General features: G+C 71.1%; 17 protein-coding genes and 1 pseudogene. 15 read left to right on the forward strand and 3 right to left on the reverse strand.

Annotation, left to right across the window (positions count from 1 at the left end):
* Window positions 1-11: 11 nt before the first annotated feature.
* The 9 genes from mmsA (at window position 12) to TNCT6_RS20275 (ending at window position 11206) form a co-directional block, all read left to right on the forward strand.
* Window positions 12-1514: a CoA-acylating methylmalonate-semialdehyde dehydrogenase gene (mmsA, locus tag TNCT6_RS20230; protein ID WP_141360723.1), complete on the forward strand. Its 1503-nt coding sequence runs from the start codon at window positions 12-14 to the stop codon at window positions 1512-1514.
* Window positions 1515-1826: 312 nt separating this feature from the next.
* Window positions 1827-3245, forward strand: a complete 1419-nt coding sequence (locus TNCT6_RS20235; RefSeq protein ID WP_141360725.1) for an APC family permease — start codon at window positions 1827-1829, stop codon at window positions 3243-3245.
* Between the two features lie 121 nt (window positions 3246-3366).
* Window positions 3367-6018, forward strand: a complete 2652-nt coding sequence (locus TNCT6_RS20240; protein WP_172632961.1) for a CocE/NonD family hydrolase — start codon at window positions 3367-3369, stop codon at window positions 6016-6018.
* The gene (locus TNCT6_RS20245) at window positions 6015-6878 is read left to right on the forward strand and encodes an ABC transporter permease (protein WP_141360727.1); all 864 of its coding nucleotides are present in this window, start codon (window positions 6015-6017) and stop codon (window positions 6876-6878) included. Before TNCT6_RS20240 ends, TNCT6_RS20245 begins: the two co-directional genes overlap by 4 nt.
* An 841-nt stretch (window positions 6879-7719) precedes the next feature.
* Window positions 7720-7947 (forward strand): chaplin, encoded by a 228-nt coding sequence (locus TNCT6_RS20255; RefSeq protein WP_141360730.1) that lies wholly within the window; start codon window positions 7720-7722, stop codon window positions 7945-7947.
* Between the two features lie 130 nt (window positions 7948-8077).
* On the forward strand, window positions 8078-8659 hold the full coding sequence (locus TNCT6_RS20260; RefSeq protein ID WP_253266166.1) for a chaplin: 582 nt from the start codon (window positions 8078-8080) through the stop codon (window positions 8657-8659).
* 1157 nt (window positions 8660-9816) lie between these two features.
* Window positions 9817-10056, forward strand: a complete 240-nt coding sequence (locus TNCT6_RS20265; protein ID WP_172632962.1) for a chaplin — start codon at window positions 9817-9819, stop codon at window positions 10054-10056.
* Window positions 10057-10264: 208 nt separating this feature from the next.
* Window positions 10265-10546 carry a hypothetical protein gene (locus TNCT6_RS20270; RefSeq protein ID WP_141360732.1) on the forward strand — a complete coding sequence of 94 codons (282 nt, stop codon included), beginning with the start codon at window positions 10265-10267 and terminating at the stop codon, window positions 10544-10546.
* Window positions 10547-10696: 150 nt separating this feature from the next.
* Window positions 10697-11206 (forward strand): hypothetical protein, encoded by a 510-nt coding sequence (locus TNCT6_RS20275; protein ID WP_141360734.1) that lies wholly within the window; start codon window positions 10697-10699, stop codon window positions 11204-11206.
* 14 nt (window positions 11207-11220) lie between these two features.
* On the opposite strand, the gene TNCT6_RS20280 is transcribed toward TNCT6_RS20275, so the two are convergent.
* Window positions 11221-12042 (reverse strand): IclR family transcriptional regulator, encoded by an 822-nt coding sequence (locus TNCT6_RS20280; RefSeq protein WP_141360736.1) that lies wholly within the window; start codon window positions 12040-12042, stop codon window positions 11221-11223.
* A gap of 13 nt (window positions 12043-12055) precedes the next feature.
* Between TNCT6_RS20280 and TNCT6_RS20285 the strand changes: the two genes are divergently transcribed.
* Entirely contained in the window at window positions 12056-14863 is a 2808-nt protein-coding gene (locus TNCT6_RS20285) for a SpoIIE family protein phosphatase (RefSeq protein ID WP_141366641.1), read from the forward strand.
* 92 nt (window positions 14864-14955) lie between these two features.
* Here the strand turns inward: TNCT6_RS20285 and TNCT6_RS20290 are convergent, their stop codons facing one another.
* Window positions 14956-17022, reverse strand: a complete 2067-nt coding sequence (locus TNCT6_RS20290) for a hypothetical protein (protein WP_141360738.1) — start codon at window positions 17020-17022, stop codon at window positions 14956-14958.
* Between the two features lie 721 nt (window positions 17023-17743).
* On the opposite strand from TNCT6_RS20290, the pseudogene TNCT6_RS40965 reads away from it, so the two are divergent.
* Both TNCT6_RS40965 and TNCT6_RS20295 read left to right on the forward strand, forming a co-directional pair.
* A pseudogene (locus tag TNCT6_RS40965) lies at window positions 17744-17869 on the forward strand (cation/H(+) antiporter); the annotation flags it as partial.
* On the forward strand, window positions 17867-18166 hold the full coding sequence (locus TNCT6_RS20295) for an NAD(P)/FAD-dependent oxidoreductase (RefSeq protein WP_373996242.1): 300 nt from the start codon (window positions 17867-17869) through the stop codon (window positions 18164-18166). The pseudogene TNCT6_RS40965 and the gene TNCT6_RS20295, both read left to right, overlap by 3 nt.
* Before the next feature lie 77 nt (window positions 18167-18243).
* Here the strand turns inward: TNCT6_RS20295 and TNCT6_RS20300 are convergent, their stop codons facing one another.
* Window positions 18244-18597 carry an antibiotic biosynthesis monooxygenase gene (locus tag TNCT6_RS20300; protein WP_141360740.1) on the reverse strand — a complete coding sequence of 118 codons (354 nt, stop codon included), beginning with the start codon at window positions 18595-18597 and terminating at the stop codon, window positions 18244-18246.
* Window positions 18598-19509: 912 nt separating this feature from the next.
* Between TNCT6_RS20300 and TNCT6_RS20310 the strand changes: the two genes are divergently transcribed.
* From TNCT6_RS20310 to TNCT6_RS40970, 3 genes are all read left to right on the forward strand, one after another.
* Window positions 19510-20187 carry a transposase gene (locus TNCT6_RS20310; protein ID WP_141360742.1) on the forward strand — a complete coding sequence of 226 codons (678 nt, stop codon included), beginning with the start codon at window positions 19510-19512 and terminating at the stop codon, window positions 20185-20187.
* On the forward strand, window positions 20163-20522 hold the full coding sequence (locus tag TNCT6_RS39975) for a transposase (protein WP_172632964.1): 360 nt from the start codon (window positions 20163-20165) through the stop codon (window positions 20520-20522). Before TNCT6_RS20310 ends, TNCT6_RS39975 begins: the two co-directional genes overlap by 25 nt.
* Window positions 20523-20964: 442 nt before the next feature.
* The gene (locus TNCT6_RS40970; RefSeq protein WP_141360746.1) at window positions 20965-21306 is read left to right on the forward strand and encodes a hypothetical protein; all 342 of its coding nucleotides are present in this window, start codon (window positions 20965-20967) and stop codon (window positions 21304-21306) included.
* Window positions 21307-22042: the final 736 nt, after the last annotated feature.

Consider the following 22042-nt stretch of genomic DNA (forward strand, 5'->3'; position numbering starts at 1 on the left):
AGTAACCGGGCATGACGAAGATCGTCAACCACTGGATCGGCGGGAAGACCGTCGAAGGCGCCTCGGGGACGTACGGGCCGGTCACGGACCCGGCGACCGGCGAGGTCACCACGAAGGTCGCGTTCGCCTCCGTGGAGGAGGTGGACGCCGCGGTCGCCGCCGCCAAGGACGCGTACCTGACCTGGGGCCAGTCCTCGCTGGCCCAGCGGACCTCGATCCTGTTCAAGTTCCGCGCGCTGCTGGACGCGCACCGCGACGAGATCGCCGAGCTGATCACCGCCGAGCACGGCAAGGTGCACTCCGACGCGCTCGGCGAGGTCGCGCGCGGCCTGGAGATCGTCGACCTGGCCTGCGGCATCAACGTCCAGCTCAAGGGTGAGCTGTCCACCCAGGTCGCCACCCGCGTCGACGTGGCCGCGATCCGGCAGCCGCTCGGCGTGGTCGCCGGCATCACGCCGTTCAACTTCCCGGCGATGGTCCCGATGTGGATGTTCCCCATCGCCATCGCGTGCGGCAACACCTTCGTGCTGAAGCCGAGCGAGAAGGACCCGTCGGCGTCCCTGAAGATCGCCGAGCTGCTGGCCGAGGCCGGGCTGCCCGACGGCGTCTTCAACGTCGTCCACGGCGACAAGGTGGCCGTGGACCGCCTCCTGGAGCACCCCGACGTCAAGGCGGTCTCCTTCGTCGGCTCCACCCCGATCGCGCGCTACATCCACACCACCGCCTCCGCGAACGGCAAGCGCGTGCAGGCCCTCGGCGGCGCCAAGAACCACATGCTGGTGCTGCCGGACGCCGACCTGGACGCGGCCGCCGACGCCGCCGTCTCGGCCGCGTACGGCTCGGCGGGCGAGCGCTGCATGGCCATCTCGGCCGTCGTCGCGGTCGGCGCGATCGGCGACGAGCTGGTGGAGAAGATCCGCGAGCGCGCCGAGAAGATCAAGATCGGTCCGGGCAGCGACCCGTCCTCCGAGATGGGCCCGCTGATCACCAAGGCGCACCGCGACAAGGTGGCCACGTACGTGGAGAACGCCGCGGGCGAGGGCGCCGAGGTCGTCCTGGACGGCACCGGCTACACGGTCGAGGGCTTCGAGAACGGCCACTGGGTCGGCATCTCGCTGCTGGACAGGGTGCCGACCAGCGCCAAGGCCTACCAGGACGAGATCTTCGGCCCGGTGCTGTGCGTGCTGCGCGTGGACAGCTACGACGAGGGCGTGGCGCTCATCAACGCCTCGCCGTTCGGCAACGGCACCGCGATCTTCACCCGCGACGGCGGCGCCGCCCGCCGCTTCCAGCTGGAGATCGAGGCCGGCATGGTCGGCGTCAACGTGCCGATCCCGGTGCCGGTGGGCTACCACTCCTTCGGTGGCTGGAAGGACTCGCTCTTCGGCGACCACCACATCTACGGCAACGACGGCACGCACTTCTACACGCGCGGCAAGGTCGTCACCACCCGCTGGCCGGACCCGTCCGAGGCCCCGGCGGGCGTGGACCTCGGGTTCCCGCGCAACCACTGACCCCCGACCGTCGCCGCAGGCGATGACGAGGCCGTCCGCTATGCGGACGGCCTCATCTTTTTTCGGGTGCGCGCTACGGTTCCCGCACGCCCGTAAGGGCCCGAACAATGGGCCGTTCGACGAGTGAATCAGTTGTAGATCGCCGTTTCGCCGCGAATTCCGTAGGTTAACGGCCATTGACTCAGCGGTTTTCGTTGATGTTCGATATCCGGGCCGGGAGCGGACGAGAGTGCTTACGACCGCGAACCGCCGGAGGCGATAGCGCGCTCCCCGGCCCCCTCACCTGTTGCACAAGTCGATCGGAACCGCTGCATGACCGACATGCTCCGCTCTGTCGAGAACGCCGTCCCCGAAGTGGCCGGCAGTCCCACGGAGGCGACGGACAGCCCCACCAAGCTCAAGCGCTCCATCGGGGTCGTCGGCGGCACCCTCCTCACCCTCTCGTGCGTGACCCCCGCCTCCACGCTGTTCGTGGTCGTGCCCGACCTTCTCGGCACGCTCGGCACCGCCACCGCCCTCACCATCGCCATCGGCTCCCTGCTGTGCGTCGCCGTGGCGTTCTGCTACTCGGAGCTGGGCACCCTCATCCCCAGCGCGGGCGGCGAGTACGCCATGGTCTCGACCATGGCCGGGCGGCTGGCGGGCTGGCTGGTCTTCGTGCTGTCCCTGCTCGTCGTCATGATCGTCCCACCGGTGATCGCGATGGGCACCGCGGACTACCTGGCGCCGATCGTGCACCTCGACCCGGCCTGGACCGGCGCCGGGGTGATGCTGCTGGCCACCCTCGCCGGTCTGCTGGACCTGCGTGCCAACGCCTGGATCACCGGCATCTTCCTGGTCCTGGAGGTCATCGCGGCGGGCGTGGTCGCGCTGCTGGGCTTCGCGCACAGCCACCGGGGCGTCGGCAGCCTGGTCTCCATGCAGGTGGCCGGCGCGGACGGGCACACGGACGCCGTGACGGCCATGCTCGTCGTCTCCGGGCTCGCCATCGCGCTCTTCGCCACCCAGGGCTTCTCCACCGCCGTCTACCTCTCCGAGGAGCTGGAGAACCCGCGCCGCAACGTCGCCCGCACGGTGCTCGCCACCCTCGCCATCTCCTCCGTGATCATCCTTGTGCCGGTCGTCGCCATCACCATGGGCGCCTCGGACATCAAGGAGCTGACCGACGGCAACCTGAGCTCGATGGTGATCGCCTGGTCCAACTCCGCGGTCGGCACCTTCGTCAGCCTCTGCGTGGCCCTGGCGATCATCAACGCCGGCATCGTCATGGTCATCCAGAACTCCCGTGTGCTGTTCGCCTCCGCCCGCGACAAGGCCTGGCCCTCGGCGGTGAACAACGTCTTCTCCCGGCTCGGCCGCTTCGGCTCCCCCTGGGTCGCCACCCTCGCGGTCGGCGTCCCCGGCGCGCTGCTGTGCTTCGTCAACCTGGACACCCTGTACGGCGTCACGGGCGTCTCGGTGACCGGCATGTACCTGCTCGTCGCGGTCGCCGCGCTGCTGTCCCGCCGCGGCTCCCACAAGCACACGGCCGCCTGGCGGATGCCGCTGTGGCCGACCGTGCCCGTGCTGCTCATCGCGTTCCTCGCCTACATCCTCAGCCGGCAGGAGATCACCTACCTGCTGTGGACCGGCGGCATCATGGCGGTCGCCACCCTCTACTGGGCCTTCTACCTCCGCCCTCGCCGCGACACCCGCTGGCTGGTGTCGATCCCGGAGGACACCCAGCCGTAGGACGACGGGCGGCGTACCGCGTCCGCGGTACGCCACGGCGGCCCCGTACTCCCCGAGTAGGTGCCGAGGTTCGGTCCGGCGGCGGCTTCGGTTGCCGGTGGCGGCCCGTACCGTGGAGGACATGGATCTTCGACTGCCCGGATTGCGCGGGCTGCCGCGGTGGCCCCGGCGCCTGCTGGCCGCCGGGGCCACCGTCGTCGTCCTGGCCGGTGCCGGCACATGGACGGCGATCGCCTCCGACGACCCGCCCCCGGTGCACCGCACCGACCGGATGATGACCACGGGCGACGGGGTGCGGATCGACACCTCGTACTTCACCCCGGCCACGTCCGGCCGCCACCCCGCCGTCCTGCTCGGGCACGGCTTCGGAGGCAGCAAGGACGACGTACGGCGGCAGGCGCAGGACCTCGCCAGGGACGGATACGCGGTGCTGACCTGGTCGGCGCGCGGCTTCGGCGGATCCACCGGCAAGATCGGGCTGAACGACCCCGAGGGCGAGGTCGCCGACGTCTCCAAGCTGATCGACTGGCTCGCGCGGCAGCCCGAGGTGCGGCTCGACGGGCCCGGCGACCCGCGCGTGGGCGTGGCCGGAGCCTCCTACGGCGGAGCGATCTCCCTGCTCGCCGCCGGACACGACCGCAGGGTGGACGCCATCGCCCCGGCGATCACCTACTGGAACCTCGCGGACGCGCTCTTCCCGGGCGGCGTCTTCAAGAAGTTGTGGGCGGGCGCCTTCATCAACTCCGGCGGCGGATGCGCCAAGTTCGAGCCCGCGCTGTGCCGGATGTACGAGCGGGTCGCCGAGTCGGGCAAGCCGGACGCGGAGGCGCGCGCACTGCTCCAGGAGCGCTCGCCGTCCGCCGTCGCCGACCGCATCAAGGTGCCGACCCTGCTGGTGCAGGGCCAGACCGACTCCCTCTTCCCGCTCGGCCAGGCCGACGCCGCCGCCAGGGCGATCCGAGCGAACGGCGCCCCGGTCGACGTCGACTGGATCGCGGGGGGCCACGACGGCGGCGACATGGAGACCGGCCGGGTCCAGGCACGCGTGCAGAACTGGTTCGACCGGTACCTCAAGGGCGACAAGAACGCCGGCACGGGCCCCGCCTTCCGCATCACCCGCACCGGCGGGGTCGACTCCACCGACGGCCGGGCCCTGCTGCGGGGCGCGAGCGGCAGCGCGTATCCGGGGCTGGAGGGCGGGCAGCGGTCCATCGCCCTGCGCGGAGGCGAGCGGCGCTTCGAGAACCCCGCCGGAGCCAACCCGCCCGCCGTGTCCTCCCTGCCGGGCCTCGGCGGCTCCGGCGGTCTGGCCCAGCTGTCCTCGCTCGGCGTCGGGGTGTCCCTCGACTTCCCCGGCCAGTACGCGCGGTTCGACTCCGCGCCGCTCGGCGGCGGCCTGCGTATCACCGGCTCGCCCACGGTGACCGTCCACGTCACCTCGACCACCGACGACGCGGTGCTCTTCGCCAAGCTGTACGACGTCGGACCGGGCAAGGAGCAGCCGGTGCTGCCCGCCCAACTGGTGGCCCCCGTGCGTGTCGAGGGCGCCAAGGCCGGCAAGGACGTCACCCTCACCCTCCCGGCGATCGACCACGAGGTGCAGAAGGGCCACCGGCTCCGCCTGGTGCTCGCCTCCACCGACCTCGGCTACGCCTCACCGGCCGCCCCCGCGACGTACACCGTCGGCCTGAAGAGCGACCTGAAGGTGCCGACCGCGCCGGGCGTGACCACCGCGGCGGCCCCGCTGCCCGGCTGGGTGTGGTGGCTGCCGGCGGCCGGCGCGGCGGTCGCGCTCGCCCTGCTGCTGACCTCCCGCCGCCGCACCGCCGCGCCCGCTCCCGACCCGGAGTCGGCCGACGTCCCGCTGCGGATCACGGGCCTGAGCAAGCGGTACGCGAGGTCGGCGGACCGGTACGCGGTACGAGACCTGTCGTTCCAGGTGGACAAGGGCCAGGTCCTCGGCCTGCTCGGGCCGAACGGCGCGGGCAAGACGACCACCCTGCGCATGCTGATGGGCCTGATCCAGCCGGACGCCGGCGAGATCCGCGTCTTCGGCCACGCCGTCCGGCCCGGAGCGCCCGTGCTGTCGCGGGTCGGCGCCTTCGTCGAGGGCGCCGGCTTCCTGCCCCATCTGTCCGGCCGGGAGAACCTGGAGCTGTACTGGCGGGCCACCGGCCGCCCGGCCGAGGACGCGCACCTGGACGAGGCCCTCCGGATCGCCGGCCTCGGCGACGCGCTGGCCCGCGCGGTACGCACCTACTCGCAGGGCATGCGCCAGCGCCTGGCGATCGCGCAGGCCATGCTGGGCCTGCCGGACCTGCTGATCCTGGACGAGCCGACCAACGGCCTCGACCCGCCCCAGATCCGCGAGATGCGCGAGGTGATGATCCGTTACGCGGCCGGCGGCCGCACGGTGATCGTCTCCAGTCATCTGCTCTCGGAGGTCGAACAGTCCTGCACGCACCTGGTCGTGATGGACCGGGGGCGGCTGGTGCAGGCGGGTCCGGTCGGCGAGATCGTCGGCTCCGGGGACACCCTGCTGGTCGGCACCGCCACCCCGGTGGAGGACCCGGTCGTGGAGAAGGTGTCCGCCCTGCCGGGCGTCGCCTCGGCACTGCGGACCGAGGACGGCCTCCTGGTCCGGCTGGAGACCGGCGGCACGGCGCGGGACCTGGTCGTGGAGCTGGTGCGGCTGGAGGTGCCCGTCGTCTCGGTCGGCCCCCACCGCCGGCTCGAAGACGCCTTCCTCACCCTGATCGGAGGTTCCGCATGAGCACGCTCGCCGAGAGCACCGAGGTCGCCTCCGGTTACCGGGCGGGCCGCACCCTGCCCCTGAGGGTGGAGCTGGTGCGGCAGTTCAAGCGGCGCCGCACGCTCGTCATGGGCGGCATCCTGGCCGCGCTGCCCTTCGTGCTGGCCGTCGCCTTCGCGATCGGCGGCGGTCCGGGCGGCCGCAGCGGCCGGGTGACGCTGATGGACACGGCCACCGCGTCCGGGGCCAACTTCGCCGCGGTGAACCTGTTCGTCTCGGCGGGCTTCCTGCTGGTGATCCCGGTGGCGCTGTTCTGCGGGGACACGGTGGCCTCGGAGGCGAGCTGGTCCTCCCTGCGCTACCTGCTCGCCGCGCCCGTGCCGCGGGCCCGGCTGCTGTGGTCCAAGCTCGTCGTCGGACTCGGGCTCAGCCTGGCGGCGATGCTGCTGCTGCCGCTGGTGGCGCTCGCCGTCGGCACGGCCGCCTACGGCTGGGGCCCGCTGGAGATCCCCACCGGCGGCGCGCTGGACGCGGGGACGGCGGCGCGGCGGCTGCTGGTGGTCGTGGCGTACATCTTCGTGTCGCAACTGGTCACCGCGGCGCTGGCGTTCTGGCTGTCCACCAGGACGGACGCGCCGCTCGGCGCCGTGGGCGGGGCGGTCGGCCTGACCATCGTGGGCAACGTCCTGGACGCCGTCACGGCCCTCGGGCACTGGCGCGACTTCCTGCCGGCGCACTGGCAGTACGCCTGGGCCGACGCTGTGCAGCCGCACCCCGAGTGGTCCGGGATGATCCAGGGCACGGCGGTCTCCGTCAGCTACGCGCTGGTGCTGTTCGCCCTGGCCTTCCGCGGGTTCGCCCGCAAGGACGTGGTGTCCTAACCGCAGACGTTGTCGCACTGCCGGTTCTGCCGGTTCTGCCGGTCCGGCAGGATCGGCAGAACCGGCATGTTCCGGACCTCGGCCACTTGGCTTTCCGAGGAAGCCCGTCACACCGGAGTGCTCTGGTCAACTGCGCGGCCACACCCTGGTTTCTCCCCTTCACCCCGCCGGTCGGCGGCGCGGACTGCTTGTGTGTTTTTTGGACTCCGTGATTTTCCGGAGTTTTGAATGCGGTGGCGTCCAAGCGGGTGAACCCCCGCAACCAAACATGCGGCTCCGGGTTGATGAGGGCGTAGGACTTGCGTCGCTACGAGGAAAGGAACGCGCAGTGCTCAAGAAGGCAGAGGTCGCCGCGGCGGCCGCCGCTTCTGTCGGGCACTTCGAGTCCGCTGTTCTCGCTGACCCGGGGGACGCTCGACAAGCTGTGCCTCGGCACGGGCGACACCAGCGCCGGCGTGCTGCGGGCCGTCAACTCGGACCAGCAGAACCAGCAGTGTTCGGACACCTCCACTTGGGCCACGCGGGACGCCTCGCTCTCGCACCTCCTGGACAACCTGTCGACTCTCTCCGCCAATACCGGGAGCTGAGCCGGGTCAGGTGGCCCATGGCCCCTCGCCGATTCGGCCGAGGACTGCCCGTGCCTTTCCGAAGAACTCTTTCCGGCAATGCAGTCGAGGGTGAATCGTATGGTCGCGAGGGTCAATCGAGTGAAGTGCTCGGCGACTCACGTTCCGCATTTTCCCATTACGGCTGTTCCTCGTTCAGCATCACGACCGTATCGGTTGTGTTCAATCGGTTTCTGACCGTCATCGGGGCCTCGTCCCCAAGAAGGGAACATTTCATGAAGAAGAGCGTTGCTGTCGTCACCGGCGCCCTCGTGGCCCTGGGCATGGCCGGCCCCGCCTTCGCCGACTCCGGGGCCACGGGTACCGCCGCGAACTCCCCGGGTGTGCTCTCGGGCAACGTCATCCAGGTTCCCGTGCACGTTCCGGTCAACGCCTGCGGCAACACCGTCAACGTCATCGCGCTGCTGAACCCGACGTTCGGCAACACCTGCGCCAACGGCTGACCGTCCGGCGCACCCAGCCGTACCGGCTGTGTCACGGCCGGCCTTGGACATCGATCTCCCGCCCAAGGCCGGCCTTCCCACTTCTTCAAGCCGCATCGACCGAGCGGCTGCAAGCAGGAAGACAACGAGATTGCGACAGACTCTGAGCAGGGGAGTGTTCGCGGCCGCCGCCGCGACGAGTTTGCTGACACTGTGCGGCAGCTCCGCCCTGGCCGACTCGCAGGCCGACGGCGCCGCGTCCAACTCGCCCGGCGTGCTGTCCGGGAACACCATCCAGGCACCGGTCTCGGTGCCGGTGAACGTCTGCGGCAACACCGTGGACGTGGTGGCGGTGCTCAACCCGGCGTTCGGCAACAGCTGCGGCAACGGCTCACTGGCGGCCCCGCCGGTGACGGTGCCGGCACCACCCAGTGTCACGCCGTCGACCGACGACGGCTCCACGACGCTGCCTCCCGTGTCCACGCCCACGCCGGACTCCGGCACGTCGAGCACGGACACCCCGCCGCGCGTGGTGGACGAGGCGGTGGCCGAGCCGCAGCGTGCCCAGACCCTGCCGGCTCCGGCGGTCCTCGAGAACGCCACGCCTGACGCGGCCCCGCAGCTGGCCGAGACCGGCACGGGCGCCCTGCTGGCGTCCTCGGCCGCCAGCGCGGCCCTGATCGCCGGCGGCGTGATCCTCTACCGCCGCGGCCGGGCGGCGACGCACCGCTAGGGCGGGATCCCCGGGCCGGCCAAGCGGCCCCCACGGGTGCCGGACATGCTGTCCGGCACCCGTTCTTGTCTTCCCTGACGACAGGCGCGCCCGTTGTGCCGACGTCGGTCGCGCTCGCCTTCCTGCCGGCAGGCGGGTTTGCCCTCCTGACGGCCGGTGGGCTCGCCTTCCCGCCGGCAGGCGTGCGCGTCTTGCTGACCGCCGGCGGGCTCAGGGCTCATCTTCTTGCCGGGCGTCGCACTCGCCCTTCTGGCACCGGGTGGGTTCGCGCTTGTCCTCCTGAAGGCCGACGGGCTTGTCTGGCTGGGACCGGCGGGCGCGTCTTCCTGCCGGCCGTCGCGTTCGTCCTGCCGACGGCCACGCGCTCGCCTGCCTGGCGTCCGGGCGCACTTGTGTCGCCGACGCCCGGAGCGGCCGCCCGCGGCCGGCCGACCGCCAGTCTCGGCCCCGCGTCCTGGCCCGCCGCCGGTCCTGCCTCGCCTCCGGCGCTGGTCGGCCCCCGGCCCCCGACCGCTGCTGGTCCTGTGTCTGCTGCTGGTCCTGGTTCGCCGCTGGTCGTCGCCCGCTCCCAGCCCCGGCCCGCTCCCAGCCCCGGCCCGCCTCCCGTCCGGGCCTGCTTCCGGTATGGCCCGCCGCCGGCCCTGCCTCGCCTCCGGCGCTGGTCGGTCCCCGGCCCCCGACCGCTGCTGGTCCTGGCCGGCTTCCGGTCCTGGTCCGCCCCGGTCCTGATTCGCTTCCGGTTCTGGCCCGCCGCTGGCCCTGGCTCGCTCCCGGTCCCGGCCCGTTTCCGGTCCTGGTTCGCCGCTGGCTGTGGCCTGCCCCAAGTCACCGGCCGCCCCGGTCCTGGCCTGCCTCCGGTGCTGACTTGCCCCTGGTCCCTGCCTGCCTCCGGTCCTGGTCCGCCACTCGGTTCTGGCCTGCTTCCGGTCCTGGCTCGCCCCGCCCCCGGCCGGCACCCGGTCATGGACCGTCCCCGCCCCCGGCCGGCACCCCGTAGTGGTGCGCTCCCGGAGGCGGGGCGTGGACCGGCTCGCCGTGTGCGCGGAGACTTTGAGATCACCCCTTTGGCGGCACAACTCGCGGGACTGCCACGCGTTGACACAACGCCGGGCATCCCCGCCCGGGTGTTTTTGCGTCAACCCAAGGAGCACTTCTCCATGTCGCGTATCGCCAAGGGCCTGGTCCTTACCTCCGTCGCCGCCGCGGCCGTCGCCGGTGGTGCCGGCATCGCCGCCGCCAGCAGCGGCGCGACCGGCGGCGCCGCCAACTCCCCGGGCGTGCTGTCGGGCAACGTCATCCAGCTTCCCGTGCACGTCCCGGTCAACGTCTGCGGCAACACCATCGACGTCATCGGCGTGCTGAACCCGACGTTCGGCAACGCCTGCGTCAACGGCTGACATCCGCGCGCGTTCCTCCGTCCGGCCGCCGTCCCCGGTTCCTCCGTGGGACGGCGGCCGGACGCGTAGCAGATCCCCCGTGTCGCAGATCCCGTATCAGAACGCGGCGAATTCGGGCCGCCGGGGTTTCCGGTCCGGCCGGGGCTCGTTGGGCAGGGCGACGCAATCCCCCGCGGTGACCGACGTCGCCGAAGAAAGGAACACGACGATGAAGTCCCTGAAGGCTGCCGCCGTCCTCGCCGGATCCCTGGCCCTCACCGGCGCCGCCGTGCCCGCGTTCGCCCAGAGTGCCGCCGACCTCACGCCCAACAGCCTCAACGGCGCCGTGAACACGCTCACCAAGGGCCCCGTCGACGTCATGCCGCTCCAGCACCAGTCCAACGCCCTCAACACCGAGAACCAGGACTCGCTGCTCCACACGGTGAACGGCGCCACCCAGACCCTGAACGCCCCCAAGCCGCTCCTCGGCGGCCTGGCGCTGCAGCGCTGAGCCGCGTGAGGCGTGGTCTCGGCGCCTCCGTACCGGCCGGACCCGTCGTACTACTGCGGCACTCGGGGGAAGCCCGTGCTGATGGTGGCGTCAGGATCGTTGGGCGGTACGGACGTCGAGCCCCGAACCCGGAAAGGGACCGTACCTGACATGAAGTCGACCACTCGAGGAACCCTCGCCGCCCTCATCACGGGCGTCGCCGCAGCCATGGGCGCGGCAGCGACCCCCGCCGCCGCGGCCGGCACGGTTCCCGTCCCCGTCCCGCTGGAGGGCGCGGAGGCGGCCCTCGGCACGGAACTGCCCGAGGTCGGCGGACAGCTGCCGCTGCCCGCGGCGGGCGTGCCGGAGCCCCCGCGCTTCGTCCAGGGACGGCTCCTGCCCGAGCGCGCCGTGCCACGGCTGCCGGTCGACGGCGGGCTGCCCGGCGCGGAGCTGCGCGCCCCGCTGGCCCACACCCTCGACGACGGCTTCGACCACGTCGGCGTCGGCCTGCCCGCCTCCGACGTGCGGACCCTGACCCCGGGCCTCTCCCTGGACGCCCCCCTGACCGCCCCGAACCCCGGCGAACTGCCCGCCCTGAAGCAGCCGGAGCTGTCCGTCCTCGCCCCCGTACTGCGCACCGCCCCGGGAGCCGACCTGACGGCCGGTCCCGGCCTGTAGCGGCAACGGGGACGTCAGCCGTCCGACGTGGGCCGGCGTCCGCCGAGGCGCGCGGTGACCTGGGCGGCGGACTCGCGCACCGTCTCGCCCAGCACAGGAAGCCCTTCGGGGGAGACCCGGAACCGGGGCGCGGAGACCAGGACCGAGGCGACCGCCTCGCCGCGGTGGTCGAAGACCGGGGCGGCGACGCCCACTTCCTCCACCGAGGTCTCGCCGTAGTTGACGGCGTAGCCGCGCTCGGCGCTCTCCGCGAGGCGGAGCAGATAGGCGTCGACCGCGGCGTCGCTGAGCCCGGGGTGGACCACGGCCCCGCTGGTGACCAGGGCCCGTACGCGCTCGGAGGGCAGCCGGCTGAGGAACACCTGCACCGAGGAACTCGCCGCCGTCTGGTACCGGGTCCCCAGCGGAGTGCTGTGCTTGACCTCGTGCCGGCTCGCCACCTGCTCCACGCAGACCGCCTCGGCGCCGTTCCACACCAGCAGCGCCGCGGTCTCCCCGGTGCGGTGACTCAGCTCCTGGAGCACCGGATACGCCGCCCGGCGCACATCGAGGTCGGCCAGCAGCGGACCCGCCATCGCGATCACGCCGAGCCCCAGCCGGAACCGCCGGGAGCCCGGGTCGCGCTCGACCAGACCGTCCTGCTCCAGCGTGGCGAGGATGCGGGACACGGTGGACTTGTGCAGTCCGACCCGGGTGGCGATCTCGGTGACGCCCAGCTCGGGCTCGTCGACGCTGAAGGTGCGCAGCACCCCGATGCCGTTGCGCAGCACGGTCATACCGCGCCCGGAGCCGGCCGCGCCGTTGTCGGGGATCTCGTCCGTCGTATTGCCTGCCATGGTGCGCTCCATCATGCCCTTGCCGGAATGCCGACCGGGACACAGGGAGCAAAATGGAGGAGTGATCGCACAATCCCGTCGATCCCTCCGGCGCGGCGGGCGCGACAACTCGCCGACGCCGCCCACGGGGCGGCTGCGGTCACTGTTCAGGCCGCGCACCGTCGCGGGCCAGGTGTTCCTGCTGCAAGTGGTCATCGCGGTACTGATCGTCGCCGCGGCACTGGTCGCCCTCGTGCTCCAGGCCGGGGACGACAGCACCAAGGACGCCCGGGAACGCTCCCTGGGCATCGCCGAGACGCTGGCGTACGCGCCGGACACGCTGAAGGCCATGACCGGCCCCAACCCCAGCAAGGTGCTGCAGCCCGTCGCGCACAAGATCATGAAGGAGACCGACGTCGACCTCGTCGTCATCTACTCGAAGGACGGGATCCGCTACACCCACCCCAACCCGGCCTTCATCGGCAAACCGGTCCTCGGCGTCCGCAGGCCGCCGCCCTCCCCCGTCACCCAGACCCTCCAGACCACCCAGGGACGCTCGGTGGTTTCGTACGTCCCCGTCATCAAGCCGGGCGGCGGGGCCGTCGGCACCGTCGCGGTCGCGATCACGGTCCAGAAGGTGGAGACCATGGCGGGCCGGCAGCTTCCGGTCCTGCTGGGGACGGCGGCCGGGGCGCTGGTCCTGGCCGCGGCCGGCACGGCGCTGGTGAGCCGGCGGCTGCTGCGCCAGACCCACGGCCTGGGACCCGCCGAGATGACGCGGATGTACGACCACCACGACGCCGTGCTGCACGCGGTGCGCGAGGGCGTGCTGATCGTCGGGGGCGACGGCCAGCTGCTGCTCGCCAACGACGAGGCGCTGCGGCTGCTGGATCTGCCGCCGGACGCGGAGGGGCACAAGGTCACCGACCTGCCCCTGGACGCCGGAATCGCCGAACTGCTGACGTCGGAGCGCACGGCCAGCGACGAGGTCCACCTCACGGCCGACCGCCTCCTCGCGGTCAACAAGCGGCCCACCGCCCCGTACGGCGGGTACGAGGGGAGTGTGGTGACGCTCAGGGACACCACGGAACTGCGGGCGCTGTCGGGACGCGCCGAGGTGGCGCGCGAGCGCCTGAAACTCCTCTACGACGCGGGCATGAAGATCGGCACCACCCTGGACGTGTCGCGCACCGCGCAGGAACTGGCGGACGTGGCCGTTCCCCGCTTCGCCGACGTCGTCACCGTCGAACTGGTCGAGGAGGTCCTGCGCGGCCAGGAGCCGACCGGGGCGATCAGCGGCGAGGTGCGCCGGGCCGCGGTGCGGGGCCGCCCCGGGTACCAGCCGCTGGTGGAGGTGGGCCGACGGCTCAGTTTCGCGCCCGGCTCACCGCAGGCCCGGTGCGTGGAGAGCGGCCGAGGGGTGCTCGAGACGGAGCTGACGCAAGCCCGGGAGTGGCAGGTGGCGGATCCCGATCGCGCGCGGCGCGTCCTGGAGCGCGGCTTCCACTCCCTGATCGCGGTGCCGCTGCGCGCCCGCGGCACGGTACTGGGGGTGGTGGACTTCTGGCGCTGCCGGGAGGAGGCCTTCGACGCGGAGGACGTACCGTTCGCCGAGGAACTGGCCGCCCGGGCCGCCGTCGCCCTCGACAACGCCCGCCGCTACACCCGCGAGCACACCATGGCGGTCACCCTGCAACGCAGCCTGCTGCCCCGTGGCCTGCCCGAATACAGCGCCCTGGAGGTGGCCTACCGCTATCTGCCGGCCCAGGCGGGGGTGGGCGGGGACTGGTTCGACGTGATCGAACTGTCCGGTGCCCGGGTGGCCCTGGTGGTCGGCGACGTGGTGGGACACGGGCTGCACGCGGCGGCCACCATGGGACGGCTGCGCACCGCTGTGCACAACTTCTCCTCCCTGGACCTCGCCCCGGACGAGCTGCTGGCCCGCCTGGACGACCTGGTGGCCCGGCTCGACCGGGACGGCGCGGCCGCGGGCGGTGAGGAGGGGCTCGCGGGGGCCACCTGCCTGTACGCCGTCTACGACCCGTCCTCGGGCACCTGCTCCCTGGCCAGGGCCGGCCACCCGCCGCCCGCACTCGTCGGCCCGGACGGCAGCGTGGCCTTCGCCGACCTGCCCGCGGGACCGCCCCTCGGCCTGGGCGGCCTGCCCTTCGAGGCCACCGAACTGCGGCTGCCCGAGGGGAGCCAGCTGGTCCTCTACACGGACGGGCTCGTCCAGGACAGCGAACGAGACATCGGCACCGGCCTCGAACTCCTGCGTGCCGCGCTGGCCCATCCCGACCGGCCCCCGGAGCAGACCTGCCGGGCGGTGCTCGACGCCCTTCCCCCGGACCACGCCATCGACGACATCGCCCTGCTGGTGGCCCGTACCCGCGTACTCGATCCCGATCTGGTCGCCGACTGGGACGTGCCGGCCGATCCCGCGGCCGTCTCCCGCGTCCGCGCCGACGTCGCCCGGCAGCTGAAGGACTGGGGTCTGGAGGCCGCGAGCTTCACCACCGAACTCGTCCTCAGCGAACTGGTCACCAACGCCATCCGCTACGGCAGTGCCCCCATCCACGTCCGCCTGCTGCGCGACCGCAAGCTGATCAGCGAGGTCTCCGACGGCAGCAGCACCTCGCCCCACCTGCGGTACGCGGCGACGACGGACGAGGGCGGACGCGGTCTGTTCCTGGTAGCCCGGTACGCCGAGCGCTGGGGAACCCGGTACACCCCCACCGGCAAGGTCATCTGGACCGAGCAGCCCCTGCACGGCGGGGCGGGGCCGGCCGACGGCCTCGGGGGCGACGAGCTGCTCGACCAGTGGGACGACGGCACGCTGTGACATGACCCTGACCGCCCCCGGCCCGCCGGGCACCGGGTTCTTGTCCGCGGGGATGTCCGCCCCACGGGCGGCACCGGCGTACACCTGCGGCATCAGCGCCTGACGTGGTTGCTGTCCAGGGGTGACCTGGTGTCCCGCTGTGCCGGGATGGCGCCGAGCGTGCGCACCGCCGCACCCGCGCGGTGTCCGCCGGTCACCGCGCACAGCGCGCGGGCCGCCTCGTTGAAGCGGACGGCGGACGGCGGATCGCTCGGGCCCAGCAGGTGCCGCTTGAGCTCGGCGCGGGCCTCGGCGTGGGTGTCCTTCTCGGGGTGGCGCACGGACTCCAGCAGGGCCGGTACGGCGGAGGCGTCCGGAGTGAGGACGGCGCCTGCCCGGACGGTGGGGAAGGTGTCGCGGAAGTCCTGCTCCGGAAGGCCGCCGGTGTTGGCGACGGCGTACGGCTTCTCGCTCGCCAGATAGTCGGATATGACGCTGGAGACATCGCTGACCAGCAGGTCGGCCACGTTGAAGCAGGCGTAGACGGTCGGCCGCGCCTCGGTGATGATGTGATGCTCCCCCGCGGGGAACGAGGCCCAGTACGCGGTCTCCCAGGCGGCGGTCGCGGCGGCCACGGCCGCGGCCCGACCGGATTCCGGGACCGTCTGGAACAGCATCCGCTCCGCGTTGTCCGCGCTCGCCCGGAACGAGGACGTGGTCAGCCGGTCGAGTTCGGCGGTCCGCCGGGCCAGCTCCGCCGCCGCGGAGGGCGTTGGCCGCTCATCGGCGTGTTCCGCGGCACGGAGGATGTTCGCGGCGCGGATCATCCCCTGGATCCGGGCGTTCGCGGTTGCCGCCCGGGGATCGACCGAGCCGGTCAGCGGGTGCGGTTTGTACAGGAGCCGGACCCCCGGGTCGGCCAGGAGGGCGCGGACGATGTTCTCGCCGGCCTCGACGACCGAGGTGTTCCCCGGGTTGCCGTCCCACCCCTCCCACGTGGGGGCGTAGAGAACCGTGGTGTACGGGCCCACGGGCGCACCGGCGTACGGCTCGATCGCGTCCAGCTGCGGGCGTCCGATCTCCACGACGTCGCCGTCGTCGACACCCACGTGCGCCAGGGCGTACCGCTCGCGTGCCGCGGGACCGGCCACCCACACCTCGTCGTACGCCTTCGCATACGGATTGCAGCTGGACGGCTTGTCGCTCTCGCCGCGGTTGACGAACGCGTGCTTGATGGTGGGGATGCGCAACACCTGTGAGGTCTTCCCGGAGTTCGAGGGGTGGATCATCACCGTCAGGGTCGAGTGCTCCAGCCTCATCAGGTCGGCGACCTTCGGCAGACACACGATCGGGATGTCGGTGGACGCGATCTGGTTCACCATGTAGCGCTCACGCAGCACGATCAGCGGGCGGCCCTCCAGCCGGGCCAGCGGCTCCAGCCACATGTCCGCCTGATAGGCCGAGCTCGTGCCGCCGGAGAAGTACATGCCCACCGTCGGCCGGTACTCCGCGAGCCAGGCGTCGAACCACTCCAGCGCCTGCTCGCTCGTCACCGGCCTGCGTCCCGGGAGCAGCCGCAGCAGCAGTATGCCGATGGCCACCAGGGCGAGGGCGGCGGACAGGGCGATTCCCGCGACGGCCCACCAGACCGAGCCGCCCACCGCCGCGGCCAGCAGTCCGGCCGCCGAGGGCAGACCGAACGCGAGGAGCCGCTGCCCGGAGCGCTGCGTCAGCAGCGCCGGGGGAGCGGGGCTCAGCAGCAGTGGCGAGGCGTCGATGTTCCGGGTCACCACGGGCAGGGTGCGGGTGCGGCGTACGAGGATCGCAAGCGCCTGGGACGCGAAATGCAGGGTGTAGAAGAGCAGCAGGCCGCAGACCAGAGCCAGGTATTTCGTCTCGTAGTCCTCGTCGCTGATGCGGATCAGGCCGGTCACCAGCAGAAGGTCCCGGAGGACTTGGCGCACGGTCACGGTCGCGTGCAGCTTCCCGAGGGCGGTGGTCACGTTCCGCTGCCACCGGTGCAGGGCCATGTCCGCCGCCAGTCCGGCACCGGTGGAGGCCACGAGCAGGGGAACGCCGGGGAGGAGGGCACCCACTGCCTGAGCGGCGAACGACAGGGCGAGCACTGCGGGCAGGAGGAGGCGCGCGGCGGCGGTGCGCAACCGAGCGGGCGGGGGCATTGCTGACAACTTCGCGGGCTCCAGGCCAATCACCATCCCTGAGCACGGACTTGCTGACTTGCGCGCTCAGATGGCCGCGGGCCGTAAGCCGGTGCGTGCGGATGTTTTCCTTCAAATTTCAGCGGACTTTACCTACGCCGCATCCTTGACTCCAGGGAGGCCAGGAGGATTTTGTTTGAAGGAACAGTGCATCGATGTGCCCGATGTGACGCTCAAGTAACCGGGTGGAACTCCTCGCAAATTGCGTGGCGTGGCTGTGCGAAGCGCCTGCGGAAATGTGTAATGGAAAGAGTAAGGATCAAGGGGTCGAGGGTGGCGGCCCGACGTCTTCGAACGTGCACGCCGCTGAGCTGCCCCGATGATCCGTGGGGTGCCGAATCCGGGTGTCGTTCCTGTCTTCGAACCCGACGAATGGCGACTGTGGGGTGGATTTGCCGGTGCTGTGACCAGTCTTTGTATTCCATGGGAGGGCGAGACGTCGAATACGCGGCGATCTCGCCACGAGTGAAGATTTCACGACGGGCGCATTCGGCCATTGCGCCGACGATCTGAATCCGGAATGCAGGAATGGGAGACCGCCTACTGCGGAGGCGACTTTCGACCGGCTGCGCAGGCGCCCTGCCGGCGGCGTTCGAGGAGGGTGCGGAGCGGGCCGGTCATGGCAGTGGTGACCAGGGCCATCACCACCATGATCGAGTACAGGTCCTGGTCGAGCGACGGGGGCACCTACGCCGCCGCACGGCTCGGCCGCCTGCCGGCCCGTTCGGCGGCCGTGCTCGCCATCCTGATGAACACCCGCGGCCTGACGGAGCTCGTGATGCTCTCCGTCGGCCTCCAACTGGGCCTGGCGGCCTTCTCCGCGACGGGCAGCCACTTCACCCACGTCTGGCACGTCACCAGGAGCGAGTTCGACCAACTCCTGCTCGACAACGCCCGGAAGCTCGGCGCCACGGTCCACGAGGCGGCCCAGGTCACCGAGATCCCGCGCGACGAGACCGGCAGGGTGACTGGGGTGGCGTACACGCAGGACGGTGAGCCCCGTCGGGCCACCGGCCGCTTCGTGGTCGACGCCTCCGGACAGGGCCGTGTGCTGACCCGTCAGATGACGGCGAACCTGGCCCAGGAGGACCTGAGGGCCCGGTGACAGCCGGACAGCCCGGGGGCCTCCCCGTGAGAACCTTGCCCTTGGGTTGGTCAGCCCGCTGCCGGGCTCTGCGGGACCTACGCTCGTGTGAACCCGTGGCTCCGCTCCACTTTCGCCACATGCAGCGTGTAGCTCTGGTACCACTCGGCTTGCCCGCGCTTCTGCGCCGCGCGGTGCTCGGCGTTGCTCCGCCACTGAGTGAGGGCGTCGGCGTCGCGGAAGTACCCGACGGTGATGCCCAGCCCGCCAGGAGTCTGCGCGTGGTCCATCCCCAGGAACCCGGGGACGTCCTTCACCAGGTCTTCCATGCGTGCGTTGGTCTCGCTGTAGCCGCTCTGGTCCTGGGTTCGCACCGTAGTGAAGACAGCCACGTAGTAGGGCGGTTCATAGGCCTCGACGGGCGCGACAGGCGCTTCCGAGTGATCGCTCATGGCGCCACCGTAAAGCGGGACGCGCCCAACGATCCAGCGTCGTTCCTGAACGGGAGCCGTCATGAAGCATGCGATACGGCGACGCATCTTGCGGGCCACCCCCCTCCCCAAGTCCGGACCAGGCCGCGGCCCTCCTCGACTGGATCCGGCGCCGGCCGCCCGGAGGCAGGCGCCTGCACGCGTTTTTCGCCACGTTGTACTACTGCGGTCCGCGTCCCGAGGAAGCAGTGGCCATTCGGGTGAAAGATGTGACGTTGCACGCTCCTTGCGCCGAGGACCAGTGGAGTGAACCTCGGATCCACGCGGCGACGCCGGAGGTCGGCAAGCAGTGGACCGGCACGGGGCAGCTTCCCGACCTCAAGAGGCGGCTCGAAGCCGCGGGGGATCTCCCGGAGCTTCCGGACGTCGGCTGACCGTCCCGGCCGAGAACCTCGACACGTATGCGACACGGCCACCCGCGAAAACCCGGTGACAGCCGGACAGCCCCGGAGCCTTCTCATGATCGTCGGGGGAGCGCCCGGGGCTTCGTCGTGCACGGTGAAACCCGGCCTGACCAGCGAAAAGCCCTCCCACTGGGGAGGGCTGTCACAGGCGCCCCCGGCAGGACTCGAACCTGCGGCCAAGCGCTTAGAAGGCGCACCTTCTGTTCGCTCGTGGTGGGCCGATGACCTGGGCGTTCATGCGGCTTGGCGACTCATTGCCCGCCAACTTCGACACCCATTCGACACGCTGTCTCCGGACCATAGGGGCAGCCCTCAGTAGCCGGTCTGCTGATCGCCGGTCTCGCTGACCAGCGAGACGGAAGAAGTCCACGGCTCTGACCTGACCCTATGAGGGCCGGGCCCCCTTCCGTGCTCAGCCGGGCGATGCCTATCGTCCCGGGTATCGACGGGCTCGGGAAGGAGGCCCTCAATGTCTGTCTACGTCGGTATCGATGTGCACCGCAAGCGTTCGCAGATCGCGGTCCTCGACCAGGACGGCACCGTCCGGATCAATCGGAACGTGCCCAACGGGGTCGGGCCGGTCCTGGGCGTGATCGGGGACCTGCCGATCGGTACTCCGGTCGCGTTCGAGGCCGCCTATGGCTGGGGCTGGCTGGTGGAACTGCTGGAGGACTACGGCTACCAGCCGCATCTGGTGCATCCGCTGCAATGCAAGGCCATCGCCTCCGCCAGGCTCAAGAACGACAAAGTCGACGCAGCCACGCTGGGCCGACTGCTGCGTGCGGACCTCCTGCCGGAGGCGTGGATCGCGCCGTTGGAGGTGCGCCAGCAGCGGGCTCTGCTGCGCCACCGCTTCCAGCTGGTACGCCTGCGGACACTGCTGCGCAACCGGGTCCACGCCATACTCGCGGATCTCGGCCACGACCGGGCCGGCTCAGTCTTCACCGGACCAGGGCGGGTCTGGCTCGCCTCGCTCGAGCTGCCGGACGCCTCCCGCCACGTGGTCGACGACCTGCTGCAGCTGATGGACGCACTGCAGATCCGATCAACGCCCTGGACGTGCAGCTCGCCGCGCACGCCCGCGGCGACCCCCGGGTCAAACTCCTCACCGCCCTGCCGGGGGTGGGCCCGCTCACTGCGCTGGTGATCCTGGCCGAGGTCGGCGACGTCACCCGCTTTCCCTCCGCCCGCAAGCTCGCCGCCTGGGCCGGACTCACCCCGACCGTGCGCGGCTCGGACCTCACCGTCCGGCACGGCCACATCTCCAAGCAGGGAGACGCCTGGCTGCGGCGGATCCTGTGCGAGGCCGCACAGACCGCCAAGCGCCACCCGGACTTCGCCGACGCCTACCACGCCATCAGCGCCCGCCGCGGCAAGAAGATCGCCACCACCGCCATCGCCCGCAAGCTTCTCACCCGCGCTTACCACCTCCTGCAGGCCGCCGAAGCGCAGCCACAGCGCAGGAAACGAACCGCGCGATGAAGCCCTTGCGCACCGGTCGCCCGCAGACTCCGGGGTGAGCTCGCATCTTTTGCATGAGACGGCCACGCCGCGCTCGATGACCTGACTGAGCAGCCCCGGCCCCCGGACCACGGTCATGACGCCGACCACGCCGGCCAGACGCCGAATGGGTGCATGTGAACCCCACGCCGACCAGGTCATCCCGGGAGCCAAGCCAAACGCGAACGACCAGTCGCCGGCCACAACTTCACGCCAGGAATATCCAACGCCCTCGGACTGACTCCCACGTCTAAAACACGAGGTCAGGGACCCCTGCGCGCTTGACAAGCCCGGCCCTCATGGGTGCTCAGATGCCGTGGGCTTCTGTCGTTGTTGGTTGGCGTTGGGCGACCTCGGACGGCCCGGAGACGGCCCGATCGTCTATGTGCTAGGCGCGCTAGCATCCTGGCATCGAGGGAGAGGCATGGCACTGGGACGCAAGGGATCACGAGGCATAGTTGTCGACGGAACGACCTACCGCTGGCGGCTGCGGCGCAGGCCCACCTACTGCCAGGCTCTCTGCTGGTCGCCGTGCACTTACGCCGTGGAGCATGCGGAGCACCCTGGGACGACTCTCGTCGTCACCACGAATCGGCCTCACACTGGCAATTGGGTCGGCCGCCCGGGCAGTCCGGTACCGCCCTCCGACGTCGCCGACGCCATCGGTGCCGCCCTACGGCAGGGTTGGATTCCCACGCGTGCAGGCTCACCGTTTCACCTCGACCAGTCCGCCGGCTTCTCTCGCGGCTTCTCTTCCTCGCTTTGAACTCGCCGTAGGGTGAGCACCGCTTTGGGAGTTCGATCGCAGACTGGGGCGACCTCCCAAAACGGGCTCCCGTGACTGCCCGACACTTCGGCTGGCGCCGCCGTTGTCCGCCCGCGTTCAGGGCCGTTGATGTCAGTCGGAGCACACTGCCGCGCAGGCTACTTGGCGACTCCCGCCCCGTGCTCGCCTCTGCTATCAGAGGGTGGCTGAGCGCTAAGTGGAGCCGTAGGGTTGCCCTGGCCGTCTAGGCCAGCAGCGTTGGCCCACATTGAGAGGACGCAAGTGCCACCTCGTACTCGCGCCAAACTCGTCGCCGTAGTTTCCGGTGCTGCTGCCGTTATCGTCGCGCTGCTGCCAGTCAGCTTCACCAGTGACGTTGATAATGTGACGCACTCATGTGGGTCAGCGGTCTCTGCGGCTTTTCACAGGTGGCCAGGGTGCCAGGATGCTGCCCCTCCTTATCTGATCGGCGCAGTCGTGATCGCTGCCGTCGGCCTGGTAGTTGTCCTCAGCATGGCGAATAAGGATCACTGAGCCACTGCCGACTCGGCCTGGTGCGTTCCGTTGCCCCTTGCCCCTCTGGCTCGGGCAAGGCGTGACCTCTTCGTCCCGAAGCAAGTTGAGTACGGGCCGGGTCCGGGCCCAGTGTGCTTCTCACCTGGGCTGACGGTCCGCAGGCGTCCGCGCTTGTTCGACGTTGTCCGTCGGCGTTGTCACGCAGTTAGACACTCGCTTA

Origin of the sequence: Streptomyces sp. 6-11-2 (genome assembly GCF_006540305.1) — a bacterium.
Taxonomy (GTDB): domain Bacteria; phylum Actinomycetota; class Actinomycetes; order Streptomycetales; family Streptomycetaceae; genus Streptomyces.